Annotated in this window: 12 protein-coding genes; 6 read left to right on the forward strand and 6 right to left on the reverse strand. The window is 68.9% G+C overall.

Annotation, left to right across the window (positions count from 1 at the left end; genetic code table 11):
* Positions 1-7: 7 nt before the first annotated feature.
* From VPH43_RS01590 to VPH43_RS01615, 6 genes are all read right to left on the reverse strand, one after another.
* The gene (locus VPH43_RS01590) at positions 8-6415 is read right to left on the reverse strand and encodes a hybrid sensor histidine kinase/response regulator (protein ID WP_328575894.1); all 6408 of its coding nucleotides are present in this window, start codon (positions 6413-6415) and stop codon (positions 8-10) included.
* Positions 6416-6499: 84 nt separating this feature from the next.
* Positions 6500-8821: a methyl-accepting chemotaxis protein gene (locus VPH43_RS01595; RefSeq protein ID WP_328575895.1), complete on the reverse strand. Its 2322-nt coding sequence runs from the start codon at positions 8819-8821 to the stop codon at positions 6500-6502.
* 64 nt (positions 8822-8885) lie between these two features.
* Positions 8886-9419, reverse strand: coding sequence for a chemotaxis protein CheW (locus tag VPH43_RS01600; protein ID WP_328575896.1), 534 nt, complete (start codon positions 9417-9419; stop codon positions 8886-8888).
* Positions 9420-9466: 47 nt separating this feature from the next.
* Positions 9467-9832, reverse strand: coding sequence for a response regulator (locus VPH43_RS01605; protein ID WP_328575897.1), 366 nt, complete (start codon positions 9830-9832; stop codon positions 9467-9469).
* Between the two features lie 73 nt (positions 9833-9905).
* The gene (locus tag VPH43_RS01610) at positions 9906-10310 is read right to left on the reverse strand and encodes a response regulator (protein ID WP_328575898.1); all 405 of its coding nucleotides are present in this window, start codon (positions 10308-10310) and stop codon (positions 9906-9908) included.
* Positions 10311-10344: 34 nt separating this feature from the next.
* The gene (locus VPH43_RS01615) at positions 10345-10497 is read right to left on the reverse strand and encodes a rubredoxin (protein WP_328576192.1); all 153 of its coding nucleotides are present in this window, start codon (positions 10495-10497) and stop codon (positions 10345-10347) included.
* A 180-nt stretch (positions 10498-10677) separates the two neighbouring features.
* Between VPH43_RS01615 and thiD the strand changes: the two genes are divergently transcribed.
* The 6 genes from thiD (at position 10678) to VPH43_RS01645 (ending at position 17978) form a co-directional block, all read left to right on the forward strand.
* Positions 10678-11622, forward strand: coding sequence for a bifunctional hydroxymethylpyrimidine kinase/phosphomethylpyrimidine kinase (gene thiD, locus VPH43_RS01620; protein ID WP_328575899.1), 945 nt, complete (start codon positions 10678-10680; stop codon positions 11620-11622).
* On the forward strand, positions 11612-12925 hold the full coding sequence (gene hemL, locus VPH43_RS01625; protein WP_328575900.1) for a glutamate-1-semialdehyde 2,1-aminomutase: 1314 nt from the start codon (positions 11612-11614) through the stop codon (positions 12923-12925). Before thiD ends, hemL begins: the two co-directional genes overlap by 11 nt.
* Positions 12926-12967: 42 nt before the next feature.
* Positions 12968-14350 carry a UDP-N-acetylmuramate:L-alanyl-gamma-D-glutamyl-meso-diaminopimelate ligase gene (gene mpl, locus VPH43_RS01630; RefSeq protein WP_328575901.1) on the forward strand — a complete coding sequence of 461 codons (1383 nt, stop codon included), beginning with the start codon at positions 12968-12970 and terminating at the stop codon, positions 14348-14350.
* Positions 14351-14490: 140 nt separating this feature from the next.
* Positions 14491-15021 carry a YqiA/YcfP family alpha/beta fold hydrolase gene (locus VPH43_RS01635; RefSeq protein WP_442909193.1) on the forward strand — a complete coding sequence of 177 codons (531 nt, stop codon included), beginning with the start codon at positions 14491-14493 and terminating at the stop codon, positions 15019-15021.
* A 53-nt stretch (positions 15022-15074) separates the two neighbouring features.
* Positions 15075-17111 carry a ribonuclease catalytic domain-containing protein gene (locus VPH43_RS01640; protein WP_328575903.1) on the forward strand — a complete coding sequence of 679 codons (2037 nt, stop codon included), beginning with the start codon at positions 15075-15077 and terminating at the stop codon, positions 17109-17111.
* 9 nt (positions 17112-17120) lie between these two features.
* The gene (locus VPH43_RS01645) at positions 17121-17978 is read left to right on the forward strand and encodes an energy transducer TonB (RefSeq protein ID WP_328575904.1); all 858 of its coding nucleotides are present in this window, start codon (positions 17121-17123) and stop codon (positions 17976-17978) included.
* Positions 17979-17981 lie beyond the last annotated feature (3 nt).

Below are 17981 nucleotides of genomic sequence, written 5' to 3' on the forward strand. Positions count from 1 at the left end.
ATGAAGGCTAGGCAGTCACTTCCACCGAAGCATAGCGGCTCACCAGGGCCAGCAGGTCCTCTTCCGCATAGGGCTTGCCCAGGTAGTGGTCCACCCCCAGCTCGGCCGCGTAGTCCTTGTGCTTCTGCGCGATGCGCGAGGTGATCATGATCACCGGCAGCTCGCGCCAGCGCGCGTCGCCCCGCATGTTGCGCACCAGGTCGAAGCCGTCCATGCGCGGCATCTCGATGTCCGACAGCACCACCGCCGGCCGCTCTTCGGCCAGGCGCTCCAGGCCTTCCAGCCCGTCCTTGGCGAGCGACACACGGTAGCCTTCGCGCACCAGCAGGCGCTGGGTGACGCGGCGCACGGTGAGCGAATCGTCCACCACCAGCACCAGCGGGGCCTGCACCACCGCGGCTTCCTGCGCGCGCAGGGCTTCGGCCGCGCTGTCCGGCTTGGCCAGCGCCTCGCGCATGGCGTGCCAGGCGGCATCGCCATACAGCGTGGCCAGCGCCACCGGGTTGTAGATCAGGGCGACGGCGCCGGAGGCCAGCAGCGTCATGCCGGCCAGGCCGGGCAGGCGCGAGAGCTGGTTGCCCAGGTTCTTGACCACCACTTCCTGGTTGCCCAGCACTTCGTCGATGTGCAGGGCCACACGTTGCTGCGCGCTGCGAACGATGATCACCGGCAGGGTGCGGCCGGTTTCGGTGCCGCGCGGGCTGGACTGCAGCAGCGCGCCCAGCCAGAAGAACGGCAGGTTGCGGTCACCCACCGTGAGCTGGCCGCTGGCATAGGCCTGCTCCACCTCGGCCGGCTTGGCCCGGCGCACGATCTCGATCAGCGTGGACGGGATGGCCACCGTGGTGTCGCCGCAGCGCACCATCACCACCTGCGTCACCGCGGTGGTCAGCGGCAGCACCAGCTTGAAGCTGGTGCCCTGGCCCGCGGCCGTGGCGGTCTCGATGCGGCCGCCCATGGCGTTCACTTCGTTTCGCACCACGTCCATGCCGATGCCGCGGCCGGCCAGCTCGGTCACGGTTTCCGCCGTGCTGAAGCCCGGCGTGAAGATCAGGTTGGCCAGTTCCGCCTCGGTCGGCGCGGCGTCCGCCGCCACCAGGCCCATGGCCACGGCACGTTGGCGGATGCGCTCCAGGTTCAGGCCGCCGCCGTCGTCGCGGAATTCCACGCCGACTTCGTTGCCTTCCTGGGTGAGCACCACCGTGATCTGGCCGGCGGCATCCTTGCCGTGGGCCGTGCGCACATCGGGCGTTTCAATGCCGTGAGTGACGCAGTTGCGCAGCAGGTGCTCGAAGGCACCGGTCATGCGGTCCAGCACACCGCGGTCGACTTCGATCGAGCCACCCACGATGTCCAGCCGCACCTGCTTGCCGGTCTCCTTGGCGGCCTGGCGCACCACGCGGTACAGGCGCTCCGACAGGCCCTCGAACTCCACCATGCGCGTGCGCAGCAGGTCGTCCTGCAGGTCGCGCGTCAGGCGGGCCTGGGCCGCGAGTTCGTCTTCGGCCGACTGCAAGGTGCGCTGCAGGCTGCGCTGCACCGTGGCCACGTCGTTCACCGACTCGGCCATCATGCGGGTGAGTTCCTGGAAGCGCGTGAAGCGGTCGAACTCCAGCGGATCGAAGGCCTGCGCGGCGGCCTTGGCGGCCTCCATGCGCGAGGTGATCTGCGTTTCGGCCTGCAGCTCGATGTCACGCAGCTGGCGGCGCAGGCGCTCCAGGTTGTCCGTCAGGTCGGTGAGCGAGCTCTTCAGCTGCGACACGTCCGACTCGATGCGCGAGCGGGTGATGGACACCTCGCCCGCGTGGTTGACCAGGCGGTCCAGCAGCGGAGCCCGCACACGCACGTTGGCGTGGTGGCTGCTGGCGGCCGAACGATCCACCTTGGCCAGGCGCGGCGCGCGCACCTCGGTGCTGAAGCGGCTCCAGTCGATGACGGCGGGCAGCGATCCGGTGCGCGGAGCCACCGGATCGGCGGGAGCCGCAGCAGCCGGGGCATCGTCGGCCACCGGGGGCAAGTCGGCCGGGGCCGGCTCGACCACCGGCACCTCGGGCAGCGCCTCGGCCACCACGGGCAGTGCCGGGGGTTCCTCGCGCAGGGCCTCCTCGACCGCTGCGCTGGCCTGTTCGTAGGCCGCCGCATCGTTGGAGCGCAAGGCATCGAAGCGCGCCTGCAGTGCGTCGACCCGGCCTTCGAGCGCTTCCACGTCGGAGCCGGCGGCGTCGCCACGGGCCAGCAGGTGCTCGATCGCGGTTTCCAGCCGGTGCGCCATTTCGCCCAGGCGCATGGCGCCGGCGAGGCGGGCACCGCCCTTGAGCGTGTGCAGTGTGCGCATGCAGGCGGCCGCCGCGCCGGCGTCGGCCGGACGGCGCACCCACTCGCGCATGCGCGATGCCAGTTGCGGCAGCAGCTCCTGGCCTTCTTCCTCGAAGATCGGGAACAGCTCCGCGTCGATTGCGTCCACCGCGTCGATGTCGTCTTCATCGTCCAGCGCATCACCGCGAGCGACCACCGTGCGGCGGTCGGATTGCGGCAGCGCAGCCAGGCTCTTCAGTTCGGTGTGGCGCAGTTCCTCCAGCGCGGCCGATACGGCCATCGCGGGAGCGGGCTCGGCCACCGGCGCGATCGGCTCGGCCACCACGGCCGGCTCGGCCACGGCGGCTTGCACGTCGGGTTCGGCGGCGATCTGCGGCTCGGCAACGATCTCGGCCTCGGCCACCGGCGCCTGCTCCGCGACGTCTGCGGGCTCTGCAGCGGCCGCGGTCTCCGGCTGCGCCGTCGCAGGCTCGGCCACCGGTTCGTTGGCGGCCAGGTCGGGGAAGGCGGCGTCCGCTTCCGCGGAGTCCAGTTCGGACACCACGGGTTCGCTGTCAGTGGAATCGTCGGCTTCCGGCATGGCGGCCAGGGCCTGCATGCGCTGCGCGGATTCGATCTCGTGTGCGGCCAGACGCTGGTGCAGCTCGGGCGGCACGTCCTTCAGGAAGCCGGCGGCAAACTGGTGCAGCAGGCGGCGGATTTCCTCGGCGGCGTCGATGAACAGCTGCGCCTCGGCGGCTTCACCGCTGCCGATGGCCTGCGAGCGCATCAGCGCATGTTCCAGCGTGCGCGCCAGCTGCGACAGCTCGGTGAAGCCCACGGTGGCGGAATTGCCCGCCAGCGAATGGGCCATCGCGATCGCGTTTTCGCCCACCGGGCGGTCCAGCTCCAGCGACCATTCGGCCAGCTCGGTGGACAGGCGGCGCGACAGTTCGTCCGCTTCGTTGAGGTAGATGTTGAACAGCGGGATGCTGATGCGCAGCGGCCCGACGATCTTCACCTGGTCCAGGTCCACCGTTTCGGCGGCGGGTACTTCGGCTTCGGCGGCGGGAGCTTCGGCCAGCACCTCCGGCGCAGCAGCCTCTTCGGCGGCGGGCACCAGGTCCGGCAGTGCCAGGTCCACCTGGTCCACCGGGGTGAACGCAGGCTGCACCTCGGTGATCTCTTCCGGCGCCAGGTTCAGCTCGATCGTCTGCAGCGGCTCGGGCGCCGCAGCGGGCGTGCCGTCCAGGCTGCTCAGGTCCAGATCGAAGGACACCTCCGGCACGGCGGCCGCGCCACCGAGCACCGCGGTGGTCTCTGCGGGTTCAGCCTGCACCTCGGGCAGGAATTCGGCACTGAGCGGCAGCTCGCTGAGGTCGATGGTCTCGACCGTGGCCGGCACCTCGATCTCCGGCTCGCGGATCTCGGGCAGCGGCTGTGCCGGCTCCTGCGGAGCGGCAGCCACCGCCGCCGGCAGCTGAAGTTCGCTGGCAGCCGGCAACTCCGGCACCATGGCGGTCAGCGCAGCCGGCGCAGCCGTGCCGGGCAGCGGCATGGCGTCGCGGCGGCCTTCCAGGCGCAGTGCGTCCGCCGCGTGGCGAACCACCGACGACTCATGGCCACGGGCCTGGCCGGCGGCGATGGCCTCGATCCAGTCGCCCAGGTAGGCCAGCGCATCGGAAGTGAAGCCGAGCAAGGTGTCGTCCGCGTTCGGCGCGTCGGCCAGGCGGGCGTTGTAGAGCTGCTCGCAGGCCCAGCCCGCTTCGCCGAAGTCGGTGAGGCCGACCATGCGCGAGCTGCCCTTGAGCGTGTGGAAGGCGCGCCGCACCGTGGTGAGCTCGCCGATGTTGCTGTTGTCGTCCGCCAGCGCGGCCAGCGCCTCGCGGGCGTTCTGCATCACCTCGCGCGCTTCCTCCAGGAAGATCTCGCGCATCTCGGTGTCTTCTTCCAGGCCGGTGGCACCGGCCGGCGTGGGCGCGGAGGCCGGCGCAGGCACGGGCGCCGGCACCGGCGCAGCGGCCACCGGCTCGGGCGCCAGGGTGGCGGCGTCGGAGGCGGTGTGCACGAAGTCGGCCATCACCTGGGCCAGCTCTTCGCGCACGGCCTGGCGCTGCTCCTCGTCCTGCGCATGCTCCAGCGCGGCGTGCGCGGTGCTCACCGTCTCGGCCAGCACCGACTGGTCGGCCACCAGGGCTTCATGCGACAGGCGCTCCAGGTCGCGCGAGACCTGCTCCACGCTGACCTCGGGATGCGCGGCAGCCATGGCCAGGTCGCGCGCCTGCTCGATCAGGCGGGGCTCCACCGTGCCCACCAGCGGGGCCGGTGCGGTGTCCGCACCATCCAGCGGCGTGAAGCCGGAGTGGCGATGGCCCTGCCCCATGACGGCGCGCAGGGAGCCGCTCTCGGCGTCGAAGGTGAATAGCGACTTCGCCAGCTGCGGCTGCACGCTGAGCATGTCGATCAGGAAGCCGAGCGCGCCCAGGTTGCCGGCCAAGCGGTCGAAGGTGCCGGCCTGCGCCGCACGCTGTGGGTCCACCTCGGTGGCGATGAGGCCATCGACCTCGTCGCGCATGCGCACCACCGCATGCGAGGCCTGCTCCATGCCCAGCACCGACAGCACGCCGCGCATCGCGGACAGCTGGCCCGGCACGGGGATCAGCACCTCGCGTTCGGCCGGGTTGCGGAAGAACTGGTCGATCAGCTTTTCGGCTTCGGACAGGGACGCTCGCAGCTCCTGCACCACGCTGCCCATGGTCTGGCGGTCGGACACGCGGCGGTACAGCTCCTCCATCCAGCCTTCCAGCGGCTCGGACGGCGCACCGTGGCCCACGTGGTCGATGCGCTGCGCCAGGCGCTGCACACGCACGGCCTCCTCGGGATGGTCGAACTCGCCATCCTCCAGCGAGGCGTCCAGGTAGAGCATCGCGGTGGCGACCTCCATCGCCAACTCAGGCGACGGCGCCTGGCCGCTGGTGACCGTCTGGTGCACGGCGCCGTGCAGCGCATCGGCCAGGCGGTCACCCGACGGGTACAGCCGCTTGAGCGAATCGGTGACCAGCGCGAACTGTTCCGCCAGGCCATTGAGGCGGTGCAGTTCGCCACCGGCCACGGCGGACCAGCCATCCTTGGCACCGGCCACGCGCTTGCGCGCCTGGGCGATCCAGGCGGGGTCGAAGCGGCCCAGGCGGGCGTCTTCGTAGTTGACCGCTGTCTTTTGCGTGAGGCCATAGACGCGCCGCACCGCCGCCATGCGCGGGGTGGCGTTGCTGTCGGCCTTGTCACCGGCCTGGGCGCAGAAGAACAACAGGTCCTGCGCCAGGCGCTCGGACACGTCGTTGCCACCGCGCTCGCAGATGCGCAACTGGGCCAGCAGGCGCGAGACGATGCGCTTGCTGTACACGTCGCCCGGCGGCATGCCGAGCGACTGGCCTTCGCAGAAGGCGGACGCCAGCTGCCACAGGGTGGCCAGGTGGCGCTCGGTGGCGCCGGCCGCCAGCCCCGCGAACAGGTCGCTCATGCGCTTGGCCGCCGCCTTGGGCGACTGCCGCATCATCAGCAGCATCTGGGTCTCGAGCTCGCCCCGGGTGTCGGCATCCGGCTGGCGCGGCGTGGCCGCGGCATCGGCCGGCAGATCACGCCAGCGCCAGTCGTGCGACCACAGGTCGGCCGGGTGCACACGCTCTGCGCCCGCCATCTCCTGCACGCCGCGATAGGCGGGGAACAGCGCCAGCGCGGACACCGGCTTGCCGGCCAGGCGGCGCGCCAGGTAGTCCAGCAAGGCGAAGGAGGCACGCTCGATCGCCTCCACCGCAGCCGCGTTGAGTTTCTTCGGCCGCTGCGACAGGCGTTGCACGGCCGCTTCGCTGGCGCGCAGCAGCTGCGCACCGGCCGGCAGGCCCACGAGCTCCAGTGCGCCCACGCCCTGGTGCAGCTGCTGGCGCGCAGTGCGCAGCACGCCGGGGTCGACGGCGTCGACGTCGGAGCCGCTGAGCGCTTCGCTTTCCTTGACGAAGCGGCGCAGCGACTTGTGCGCTGCCTCCAGCGACTTCCGCAGCTCTTCTTGGACCCAGGCGAGGGCGCTCAGGTCATCGGTCGTTTCGGTGTCGCGTGCGTCCATCATCAGGCTTCAGTGACATGCGAAATCCGCTTCAGGCGCTGGGGTGCGGCCTGAAGCGGACGGTGTGGCGAGCGCGAGGCGAGGTCAGGCGACCTTGAATCGCGACACCGACTGTTTGAGTTCTTCAGCGGTCTTCGACAGCTCGCGCACCATCTGCGCGGTGGAGCGCGTGCCCTCACCGGTCTGCTCGGTCACCGCGAAGATGTGCTGAATGTTGGCGGCCACCACGTTCGCCGATTCGGCTTCGCGGGAGGCCTGGCTGGAAATCTGCGCAATCAGGTCGGACAGTTCACGCGTGACTCGATCGATGTCGTTCAGCGCAGAACCTGCCGCGTCGGACAGCTTCGTTCCCTCGACCACACCCTGCGTGGAGCGCTCCATGGCGGCCACCGCGTCCTGCGTGTCGGTCTGAATGGTCTTCACCAGGGCCGCGATCTGCCGCGTGGCGTCGCCGGAGCGTTCCGCCAGGCGCTGCACTTCCTCGGCCACCACCGAGAAGCCCCGGCCGGCTTCACCGGCGGACGCTGCCTGAATGGCGGCGTTCAGTGCCAGCACGTTCGTCTGTTCCGTAATGTCGGAAATCAGTTCGGTGATTTCACCGATCTCCTGCGACGACTCGCCCAGCCGCTTGATCCGCTTGGAGGTTTCCTGGATCTGCTCGCGGATGGAGTTCATACCGCCGATCGTGTTCTGCACCGCCTGCAAGCCGGTTTCAGCGGCTTCCAGCGACTGGCGCGCCACGTCCACGGTTTCCTGTGCTTGTGCGGACACGTCGTTGATTCGGCCGGCCATCTGCAGCACCGCTTCACCGGTCTGGCGAATCTCGTGCAGCTGTTCGGTGGAGGCGGCCAGCAGCTCGGTGGAAGTGGCTTCCACCTGCAGCGTCGTTTCGGTCACCCGCGACACCGTGCCCTGCACCTGCGACACCAGCGACCGCAGCTCTTCCACCGTGAAGTTCACCGAGTCGGCGATGGCGCCGGTGATGTCTTCCGTCACCGTGGCCTGCTGCGTCAGGTCGCCTTCAGCCACCGTCTGCAGTTCGTTCATCAACCGCAGAATCGCCGCCTGGTTGGCGTCGTTCACGCGCTTGGCTTCCTGCTCCTGGCGCTCGGCTTCGAGTCGCTGGCCTTCCGCCATCTGGCGACGGGCTTCCTGGTCCTTGACGTACAGGCGCAGGAAACCGTAGCCGCCGCCGGCGATCAGCAGGATCGACAGCGCCAGCAGTGCCACCGACGCGGCACTCAGGCCGCCTTCGCGGGCCAGCTTTTCCTGCAGCGTTTCCAGGCCTTTGCGCAGCGGTTCGCTGTCGGCAATGATGGTCGCCTGGGCTTCACGTGCGGACACCAGGCCCTGCAGGTTGCCCAGGATGGCGCTGGCTTGGGCCCGCGTTTCTTCGTACTGCTTGATCAGCTGCTGCAGGCGTTCCTTGGTCTGCGCGTCCTTGGTGCCGGGCAGGCGCAGTTCCGGGTTGCCGTTGGCCAGGCCTTCGGCGATTTCACGGAACGAGTTCAAGTCCTTGCCCAGCAGGAACACGGCCTCGGGGCTCACGCCTTCCATCGTCAGGAATTCGTTGGCGCTCTTGCCGATACGCTGGGTCAGCATCACCAACTGGCCCACGGCGGACAGCTCGGCCGGCGAGGCTTCCTGCTGCAGCTTGAGCGAGGACACCGTCTCGGCGGTTTCCAGCAGGTCGGACGACTGGCGGTTGATCGCGCGCAGCGCCTGGCCCACCTGGGTCAGCGTCTTCTGCTGCGCGATCACGATGTTCGCGTTCTTTTCGGCCCGGTCCACCAGCGGCAGCATCGGGTCGATGGCTTCCTGGGCGCCCAGGGTGGCCTGCGGCAGGTCGGCGTCACCGTTCTTCAGGCCACGCACGTTCTTGGCCAGCACCTCGGTGGACTCTTTCACCTCCGGGAAGGCCTGCGGGCTGCCGATCAGCGCCTGCGACACCGACTTCGCCAGCCGCTGCGACTGCATCAGCGCCTGGCCGGTGGCACCCACCTGCACCGCGTTGCGGTTGGCGGAGGTCACTGAATAGACACCGGCGCCGATCAGGGTGAGCAGGCCCACGCTGACCATGGCGGCGAGGAAGCGCTGCTGCTGCGCAACCGGCTTGTTGCCGATCAGCGGCAGGCCGGTGGACAGCGTGGACTCGGGGCCCACGTCGGGCAGCCGGGTCTCGCCGAATTCGCCGGTCATCTCCGAAGGCGCGGCCTCGGAGATGATGGAGGAGTCGTTGCTCACCGAGGGCACCGCGTTCATGTCGAGCGTGATGGTGCCGTTGGGGTTGAGCGCGGCTTCGTCGAGTTCACCCGACGGGCCGTTCATCTCGTCGACCGCCACGTCGGCATCGCCGTCCGGACGCTTGCCCCAACCGGTGCCTTTGATCTTGTTCAGGAAGCTCATGTCTGCCTCTTGCGGTCTTGCTTGGTCGATGAGGAGCTGGAAAGCGCGGGTAGAGCGCCGCGCGTCAGCTCACGATGCCGAGGAATTGCTCGTCTTCGGCGAGCGAAGAAAGAAGGATCTCCTGCCAGGCCCGCCCTTCGGTGTCGCGCATGCGCGCGCCGGCGAAAGGTGGCTTGCGGCCGGAATCTGACTCGTCTGCAGCGAGCTGTTCGGCACTGCGCAAACCGGCGAGCCGGTCCACCAGCAGCGCACAGTTCAGGCCGATCGAAGGGTTCAGCGCGATGAGGCGGGCCTGCTCGCGCTGGCCTTCCACCGCCGCCGTGGGCCGCCCCGCCATGCCGAGGAAGGCGCCCAGGTCGACGACGCCATGCAGGCCGCCGCGCAGGTTCGCCACCCCGGCAAACCAGGCGCGAGTGTGGGGCACCGGCAGCAGGGGCACCAGTGAAAATATCTCACCTGCCTGCTGCAATGGAAACAACAGGCCCTGACCGCGGCATTCGACCGCCAGCCAGGAGACGGGGCGCGCCTGGGTGCGCGCCGCCTGCAGTCGCTCGGCCAAGCGGCTTTGCAGTTCGCGTAGTGCTTCCTTCTTGGCCATCGAATGGGTCTTGTTCTAAAGCGTGCGCGTTGCGCGCCGCTGTTGGATTAATCGAACGCCTTGATCTTGCCGATCAATTCGTCCGCGTCTACCGGCTTGACCACGTAATCGCGTGCACCTTGTCGCATTCCCCAGACCTTGTCGGTCTCCTGGTTCTTGCTGGTGCACATGATCACCGGCACATCGGCGAAGCGCGGGTCGCGGGTGATGGCGCGGGTGAGCTGGAAGCCGTTCTGGCCCGGCATCACCACGTCCATCAGGATCAGGTCGGGTTTTTCCTCGCCCAGGCGCTTCATGGCGTCCTCGCCGTTCTCGGCGGTGCGCACGGTGTAGCCGCGCTTGGTGAGCAGCTCCGAGAGGTGGTGCAGCTCGGTCTTGGAATCGTCCACCAGAAGAATCTTTTGGATGGCCATGGTCGTTGGGTCCTCGGTCGGTCGTGAACAGGAGGCTGCGGCTGCATCGGCGAAATGCCGCAGCGTCGCCCCGTCAGCTGCCGTTGCGGCGGTATTGCTCCACCGCACGCAGCAGTTGTTCCTTGGTGAAGGGTTTGGTCAGGTAGTCCTCGGAGCCGACCATGCGGCCCCGCGCCTTGTCGAACAGGCCGTCCTTGGAGGACAGCATGATCACCGGCACCCGGGTGAAGCGGGGGTTGCGCTTGATGATGGCGCAGGTCTGGTAGCCATCCAGCCGCGGCATCAGGATGTCGCAGAAGATGAGCTGGGGGTCGTGGTCGCTGACCTTGGACAGTGCGTCGAACCCGTCCTCGGCCAGCACGACGTCGTAGCCGCCCTGGCGCAGAAAAATCTCCGCGCTGCGGCGGATGGTGTTGCTGTCGTCGATGACCAGCACCTTGGTTCCCGCAGCGGGAACCGCAGGGGCTTGTGGGTTCACAGGCGTGTACTCCTCACGACAACTGGACGAGGGTTCAGATCTGAACCATCTCGAAGTCTTCCTTGCGGGCACCGCATTCCGGACAGGTCCAGTTCATGGGGATGTCACCCCACTTGGTGCCCGGCGCTATGCCATGCTCGGGATCCCCGGCGACCTCGTCATAAATCCATCCGCAGATGAGGCACATCCAGGTACTCGATTCGCTCACTTTGCTCGTTCAGGTCACTACAATGGTCGAAGATTGTAGCTACTCGCTTCTTGAAAAAGATAAAGGCTTGTAGGCACATACGCAACTTTCTTCACACCTCTCTGGAGGTTCCGGCCACTTAAGAAGCCGCTCCTCCGACCAGCGCTGGACCCACTCCCCATGACCACCGATTCCCCACAGGCTGGCGCCAGCGACGACGCCGCCCAGGAAGCCTTGGCGCCGGCCTGCGTGATGAGCTTCAACGCCAGCGACGCCAGCGGCGCGGCCGGCATCGCCGGCGACGTGGCCACCATCGCCGCCATGGGCGCCCATGCCCTGCCGGTGGTCACCACCATCGTGATGCGCGATACCGCCGAGGTGTTCGACCAGCATCCGCTGGACCCCGAAGTGATCGTGGAGCAGGCCCGCGGCATCCTGGAGGACGTGACGATCTCCGCCTGGAAGGTGGGCTTCCTCGGTTCGGCCGAGGGTGTGAGCGCAGTGGCCGAGATCCTCTCCGACTACCCGGACGTGCCGCTGGTGTCCTACATGCCCAGCCTCGGCTGGCTGGAAGAAGACCAGCTCCAGCCCTACCTGGACGCCTTCCGCGAGCTGGTGTTGCCGCAGACCGAGGTGCTGGTGGGCAGCCACAAGACCCTCACCGACTTCCTGCTGCCCGAATGGGACAGCGAGCGCCCGGCGTCCGCACGCGAGCTCGCGGTGGCCGCCGGCGAGCATGGCACCCGCTTCGTGCTGGTCACCGGCGTGATGATCACGACCAAGGGCAGCGAGCAGTTCATCGACAACATCCTCGCCTCGCCGCAGGGCGCGCTGGCCGGCGAGAAGTTCGAGCGCTTCGAAACCGCCTTCGTGGGCGCCGGTGACACGCTGGCCGCTGCACTGGCGTCCCTGCTGGCCGCGGGCAGCGAGCTGCAGTCCGCCGTGGGCGAGGCGCTGTCCTTCCTGGACCAGAGCCTGGATGCGGGCTTCCGGCCCGGCATGGGCAGCGTGGTGCCCGACCGCTTCTTCTGGGCCCTGCCGCCCGCCGAAGAAGGCGAAGAAGGTGCGGCCGCCGGCGAAGCGCCGGAGGACGACACCGCCGGAGCGCCGCGCCGTGTCCATTAACCCGGCATCCACCAACCAGGCCCTGTTCGAACGCGCCCAGGTTTCCATTCCCGGCGGGGTGAATTCGCCGGTGCGCGCCTTTCGCGCCGTGGGCGGCACACCGCGCTTCATTGCGCGGGCCGAAGGCGCGTACCTGTGGGACGCCGAAGGCCGGCGCTACGTCGACTACATCGGCTCCTGGGGGCCGATGATCCTCGGCCATGGCCATCCGGCCGTGCTGGACGCAGTGCAGCAGGCGGTGCGCGAGGGCCTGAGCTTCGGCGCACCCACCGAGCGCGAAATCGAGCTCGCCGAAACCATCATCCGGCTGGTGCCCAGCGTGCAGCAGGTGCGCCTGGTGAGCTCGGGCACCGAGGCCGCCATGAGCGCCATCCGCCTGGCGCGCGGCGCCACCGGCCGCGCCAAACTGATCAAGTTCGAAGGCTGCTACCACGGCCATGCCGATGCGCTGCTGGTCAAGGCGGGGTCCGGCCTGGCCACCTTCGGCCACCCCACCAGCGCCGGCGTGCCGCCCGAGGTGGTGCAACACACGCTCGTGCTGGAGTACAACAACGTCGCGCAGCTGGAACAGGCGTTTGCCGAGCATGGCAGCGAGCTGGCCTGCGTGATCCTGGAGCCGATCGCCGGCAACATGAACTTCGTGCGCGCCAGCCTGCCCTTCGTGCAGCGGCTGCGCGAGCTGTGCACCCAGCATGGCGCCCTGCTGGTGTTCGACGAAGTGATGACTGGTTTCCGGGTCGCGCTCGGCGGCGCCCAGAGCCTGTATGCACGTGCCCTGCCCGGCTTTGCACCGGACATCACGGTGTTCGGCAAGGTGATCGGTGGCGGCATGCCGCTGGCCGCCTTCGGCGCGTCGCGCGACATCATGAAGCAGCTGGCACCCCTCGGGCCGGTCTACCAGGCCGGCACCTTGTCGGGCAACCCGGTGGCCACCGCGTGTGGCCTGGCCACGCTGCGCCAGATCGCCCAGCCGGGCTTCTATGAAGCCCTGTCCGCCAAGACCCGCCAGCTCACCGAAGGCCTGCTGGCCGCCGCGCGCGATGCCGGCATGCCCATGGTGGGCGACTGCGAAGGCGGCATGTTCGGCTTCTTCTTCCCGCCCTCGGCCGGCGACAGCCTGCCGCAGCACTACGCGGCGGTGATGGCCACCGACAAGGAGCGCTTCAACCGCTTCTTCCACGGCATGCTCGATCGTGGCGTGTACCTCGCGCCGGCGCTGTACGAGGCGGGCTTCGTGAGCGCCGCCCACAGCGACGAGGACATCGCCGCCACTCTGCAGGCCGCCTCCGAGGCATTGCGCTGACCCCTCCGGGGCTTGCGCCCCGGGCTCCCGAGCTCTCCTGCCATGCACATTCACATCCTCGGCATCTGCGGCACCTTCATGGGTGGCCTGGCCGCCCTGGCGCGCGAGGCCGGCCACCGTGTCACCGGCTGCGACGCCAACGTCTACCCGCCGATGAGCGACCAGTTGCGCGCACTCGGCATCGACCTGATCGAAGGCTACGGCGCGGACCAGCTGGCACTGGCGCCGGATCTTTTTGTCATCGGCAATGTGGTCTCGCGCGGCAACCCGCTGATGGAAGCCCTCCTCGAATCGGGCGCGCGCTACACCAGCGGGCCGCAGTGGCTGGCCGAGCATGTATTGCAAGGCCGGCATGTGCTGGCGGTCGCCGGCACCCATGGCAAGACCAGCACCACGTCCATGCTGGCGTGGATCCTCGAACACGCGGGCCTGAAGCCGGGCTTCCTGGTCGGTGGCGTGCCGCAGAACTTCGGCGTCTCGGCCCGCACCGGCGACCTCAGCGTGCAGGCACCGGGCAGCGGGCGGGCGCCCTTCGTGATCGAGGCGGACGAATACGACACCGCCTTCTTCGACAAGCGCAGCAAGTTCGTGCACTACCGGCCGCGCACCGCGGTGCTGAACAACCTCGAATACGACCACGCCGACATCTTTGCGGACCTGGGTGCGATCGAGACCCAGTTCCACCACCTGGTGCGGACCATGCCGGCCAGCGCCCGCCTGGTGGTCAATGCGCGTGAAGAGGCTCTGCAGCGTGTGCTGGAACGCGGCTGCTGGAGCGAGGTCCAGCGCTTCGGCGCGCGCAAGGAAGAGCCAGGCGCTTTGCGCGCGCGGGGCGAGCCGCATGCCTTCGACGTGTTGCGCGGCAGCATGAAAGTCGCGCGGGTGGACTGGGCCTTGCTGGGCGAGCACAACCAGCTGAACGCGCTGGCCGCCATCGGCGCGGCCGAACACGTGGGCGTGGCGCCGGAGCTGGCCGCGCAGGCGCTGGCGAGCTTCGAGAACGTGCGGCGCCGGCTCGAGCTGCGCGGCGAAGCCGGTGGCGTGAAGGTGTACGACGACTTCGCGCACCACCCGACCGCCATCCGCACCACCGTCAATGGCCTGCGCCGCAAGGTGGGCGACGAGCGCATCCTCGCGGTGTTCGAGCCGCGTTCCAACACCATGAAGCTGGGCACCATGAAAGCGCAGCTGCCCTGGTCGCTGGAAGAGGCGGACCTGGTGTTCTGCCACAGCGGCAACCTGGGCTGGGATCCGCGCGAACCGCTGGCGCCGCTGGGTGCGCAGGCGATCGTGTGCGACAGCATCGAGGCGCTGGTGGCGGCGGTGGCCAAGGCCGCCCGGCCGGGCGACCATGTGCTGTGCATGAGCAACGGCGGCTTTGGCGGCATCCACGCCAAGCTGCTGGACGCGCTCACACGCCGATGAACATCGCTGCGGGCCGAGCGCCGGGCCGCCCCCAAGCCGGCCCGCATCCCCGCGGGGGATCGTCCGGCGTACCCGCCGGGCGAGGGGCCGACATCTCGCACCTGCTCTACCTGCACGGCTTCCGCTCGTCGCCCCAGTCGATGAAGGCGCGCATGGTGGCGGCCTGGATGGCGACGCACCGTCCCGACGTGGCTTGGTGGTGCCCGCAACTGCCGCCTTCGCCTCGCGCCGCGATGCAGCAGGTGATGGCCGGCATCGCCGCCTGGCCAAGCGGGCACATGGCGGTGATCGGCAGCTCGCTGGGCGGCTTCTATGCCACCGCGGTGGCCGAAGCGACCGGCTGCCGCGCGGTGCTGCTGAACCCCGCCGTGGACCCAGCCCGCGACCTGGCCGCCCACATCGGCGAGCAGACCACCTGGCAGAACCCGCAGGACCGTTTTTTCTTTCGAGCTGAATTCATCGAGGAGTTGCGCGCGCTGACCGTGCCCGCGATCACGCTGCCTGATCGCTATTTCGCCGTCATTGCCAAGGGCGACGAAGTGCTCGACTGGCACGAGATGCGCGGCCGCTATCCGGGTGCCGATGTGAAGCTGCTGGAAGGCAGCGACCATGCACTGTCCGACTTCGACCAGCACCTGCCCGACGTGCTGCGCTTTCTTCACCTCGGCTAGCCGGCTGCGCCGAGCCCTTCGGCGACAATCCGCGCGACCCGCACACCCCCTTTATGTACGCCCTGTTCGATGACGCCGGCAAATTCCTCGCCGGCCGCGTGATGAGCGAAGCCGACAGCTCGATGCAGATCGAGCTGGACTCCGGCAAGCGCGTGAAAGCCAAGAGTGCCAACGTGCTGCTGCGCTTCGACAAGCCGCAGCCCGCCGAGCTGATCGCGCAAGGTCACGCCCTGGCCCAGGAGATCGACCTCGACCTGGCCTGGGAATTCGCGCCCGATGCGGAGTTCAGCTTTGCCGACTTCGCGCGCGACTACTTCGATGCCAAGGCCGGCCCGGTGCAGCAGGCGGCCGCCCTCTTTCGCCTGTTCGATGCGCCGCACTACTTCCGCCGCATGGGCAAGGGCCAGTTCAAGAAGGCTCCCGAGGAACAGGTGAAGGCGGCCCTGCTGGGCATCGAACGCAAGAAGCAGCAGGCCGCCCAGGTGCAGGCGTGGAGCGAGCAGCTGGTGGCCGGCAGCTGCCCGGAGCCGATCCGCGAGCAGCTCTACAAGATCCTGTTCAAGCCGGACAAGAACGGCCCGGAATACAAGGCGGTGGTCGAGGCCGCCAAGCAGGCGCAGCGTGCACCGCTGGACCTGCTGAAGGACGCCGGCGCCATCTCCAGCGCCTACCAGTTCCACTGGCAGCGCTTCCTGTTCGAGCACTTCCCCAGGGGCACCGGCTTTCCGCCGCTGCAGGCACCTGCGATCAAGGACACGCTCCCGCTGGCACCGGTGCGCGCGTTCTCCATCGACGACTCGGCCACCACCGAAATCGACGACGCCCTGTCGGTGCAGGGCTTGGGGCAAGGCACGGTCGTGTTCGGCATCCACATTGCGGCACCGGGCCTGGCGATCCAGCCGGATGCGGCCGTCGACAAGGTGGCGCGCGACCGGCTGTCCACCGTCTACATGCCGGGCTGGAAGATCACGATGCTGCCCGACGAGGTGGTGCAGGCCTACACCCTCACCGAGGGCCGCGACTGCCCCGCGGTAAGCCTGTACGTCACCTTCGACGAGCACTCGCTGGAGTTCAAGGGCAGCGAAACGCGGCTGGAGCTGGTGCCCATCGCCGCCAACCTGCGCCATGACCAGCTCGACAGCGTGATCACGCAGGCCACGCTCACCGGCGAAGCACCGGCCGACTACGCCTTCGCGCCTGAACTGGCGTTCGCCTTCCGCCTGGCGCACCACCTGAAGGCGCAGCGCGAGATCGCACGCGGCAAGCCGGAAAACTTCAACCGCCCCGACTACAACTTCCGCCTACAGGGCAACGACGGGCGCGAGCCCGACGGCAGCGAGCAGGTGCAGATCAGCACGCGTCAGCGTGGCGCGCCGCTGGACCTGATCGTGGCCGAGGCCATGATCCTGGCCAACAGCACCTGGGGCGGCTGGCTCGCGGAATGCAGCGTGCCGGGCATCTACCGCAGCCAGGCGAGCTTGGCGCCCGGCATCAAGGTGCGCATGGGCACCAAGCCGGCGCCGCACGCCGGCATGGGCGTGGCGCAGTACACCTGGGCCACCTCGCCGCTGCGCCGCTATGTGGACCTGGTGAACCAGTGGCAGATCATTGCCTGCGCCCGCCACGGCCGTACCGCGGCGCTGGTGGCGCCGTTCAAGCCCAAGGACGCGGCGCTGTTCTCCATCATCTCCGGCTTCGACGCGGCCTACAGCGCCTACAACGAATTCCAGTCCGGCCTGGAGCGCTACTGGACCCTGCGTTACCTGCAGCAGCAGGCGATCGACGAGCTGGACGCCGCAGTCATGAAAGACGGGCTGGTACGCGCCGAAGCGCTGCCGCTGGTGTTCCGCGCGCTGGGCACCGAAAGCCTGCCGCGCGGGGAGCGGGTGCGCGTGCGCATCTCCGGGCTGGACCTGCTGACGCTGGACGTGCACGCCAGCCTGCTGGTGCGGCTGGGCGAGGTAAACCAGGCCGCCGCCGAACCGGCGGTGGAAGAGGACGAGGACGACGCCCCGCCGCAAGGCCCGCTCGCCATCGCGATCGACCTGTCGGACGCGGACGGCGAAGCGCCCGCGGCGCCCGCTGCCTGACCCAACAGCATGCTGCGCCGCCTGTCCACCCTGCAGATTGCACTGCTGGTTTCGATCGCGGTGCATGCCGGCCTGCTGGCCTTGAGGATCGCCGACCCGGTGGGCTTCGACCGCCTGTTCGAGGACACGCCGCTGGAGGTGATCCTCGTCAACGCCCGTTCCAACGACAGGCCCACCAAGGCGCAGGCGATCGCGCAGGCCAACCTGGGCGGTGGTGGTGAAGCCGCGGCCGGCCGCGCCACCTCGCCCCTGCCGGCATCCACCCTGGTGGAGCTGGGCGACACCAGCGACGAATCGCATCGCCAGATCGAGCAGTTGCAGGAGCAGCAGCAGCAACTGCTCGCGCAGATCCGCCGCGACCTGGCCGCGCTGCCGCCCCCCGACCCCCGGCGTGACAGCGGCAATCCGCAGGAGCACGACAACGAGGAGCGGCGGCGCCAGCTGCTGCGCCTGCTGGCGGAGATAGAAAAGCGAATCAGCGAGGAGAACGCCCGCCCGAAGAAGCGCTACATCAGCCCCGCCACCCGCGAGGAGGCCTATGCGATGTACTACGACAGCCTGCGCCGCAAGATCGAGGAACGCGGCACGCGCGACTTTCCCCAGGTGGGCGGCAAGAAGCTCTACGGCGAGTTGACGATGAACGTGACCGTGGATTCGCAGGGCCGGGTGGTGGACGCCCAGGTGGTGCGGCCGTCCAAGTCCAAGTTGCTGGACCGGCGTGCGGTGGCGATCGTGCATGGGTCGGCGCCCTTCGGTGCCTTCAGCGGCGCGATGCGCCAGCAGGCCGACCAGATCGTGGTGACATCGCGCTTCCGCTTCACGCGCGACGAGGGCCTGGAGACCACCCTGACCACTACGCCACGCTGACCG

It is taken from the genome of Ideonella sp. BN130291 (assembly GCF_036231905.1).
Lineage (GTDB): Bacteria > Pseudomonadota > Gammaproteobacteria > Burkholderiales > Burkholderiaceae_C > CAMLIZ01.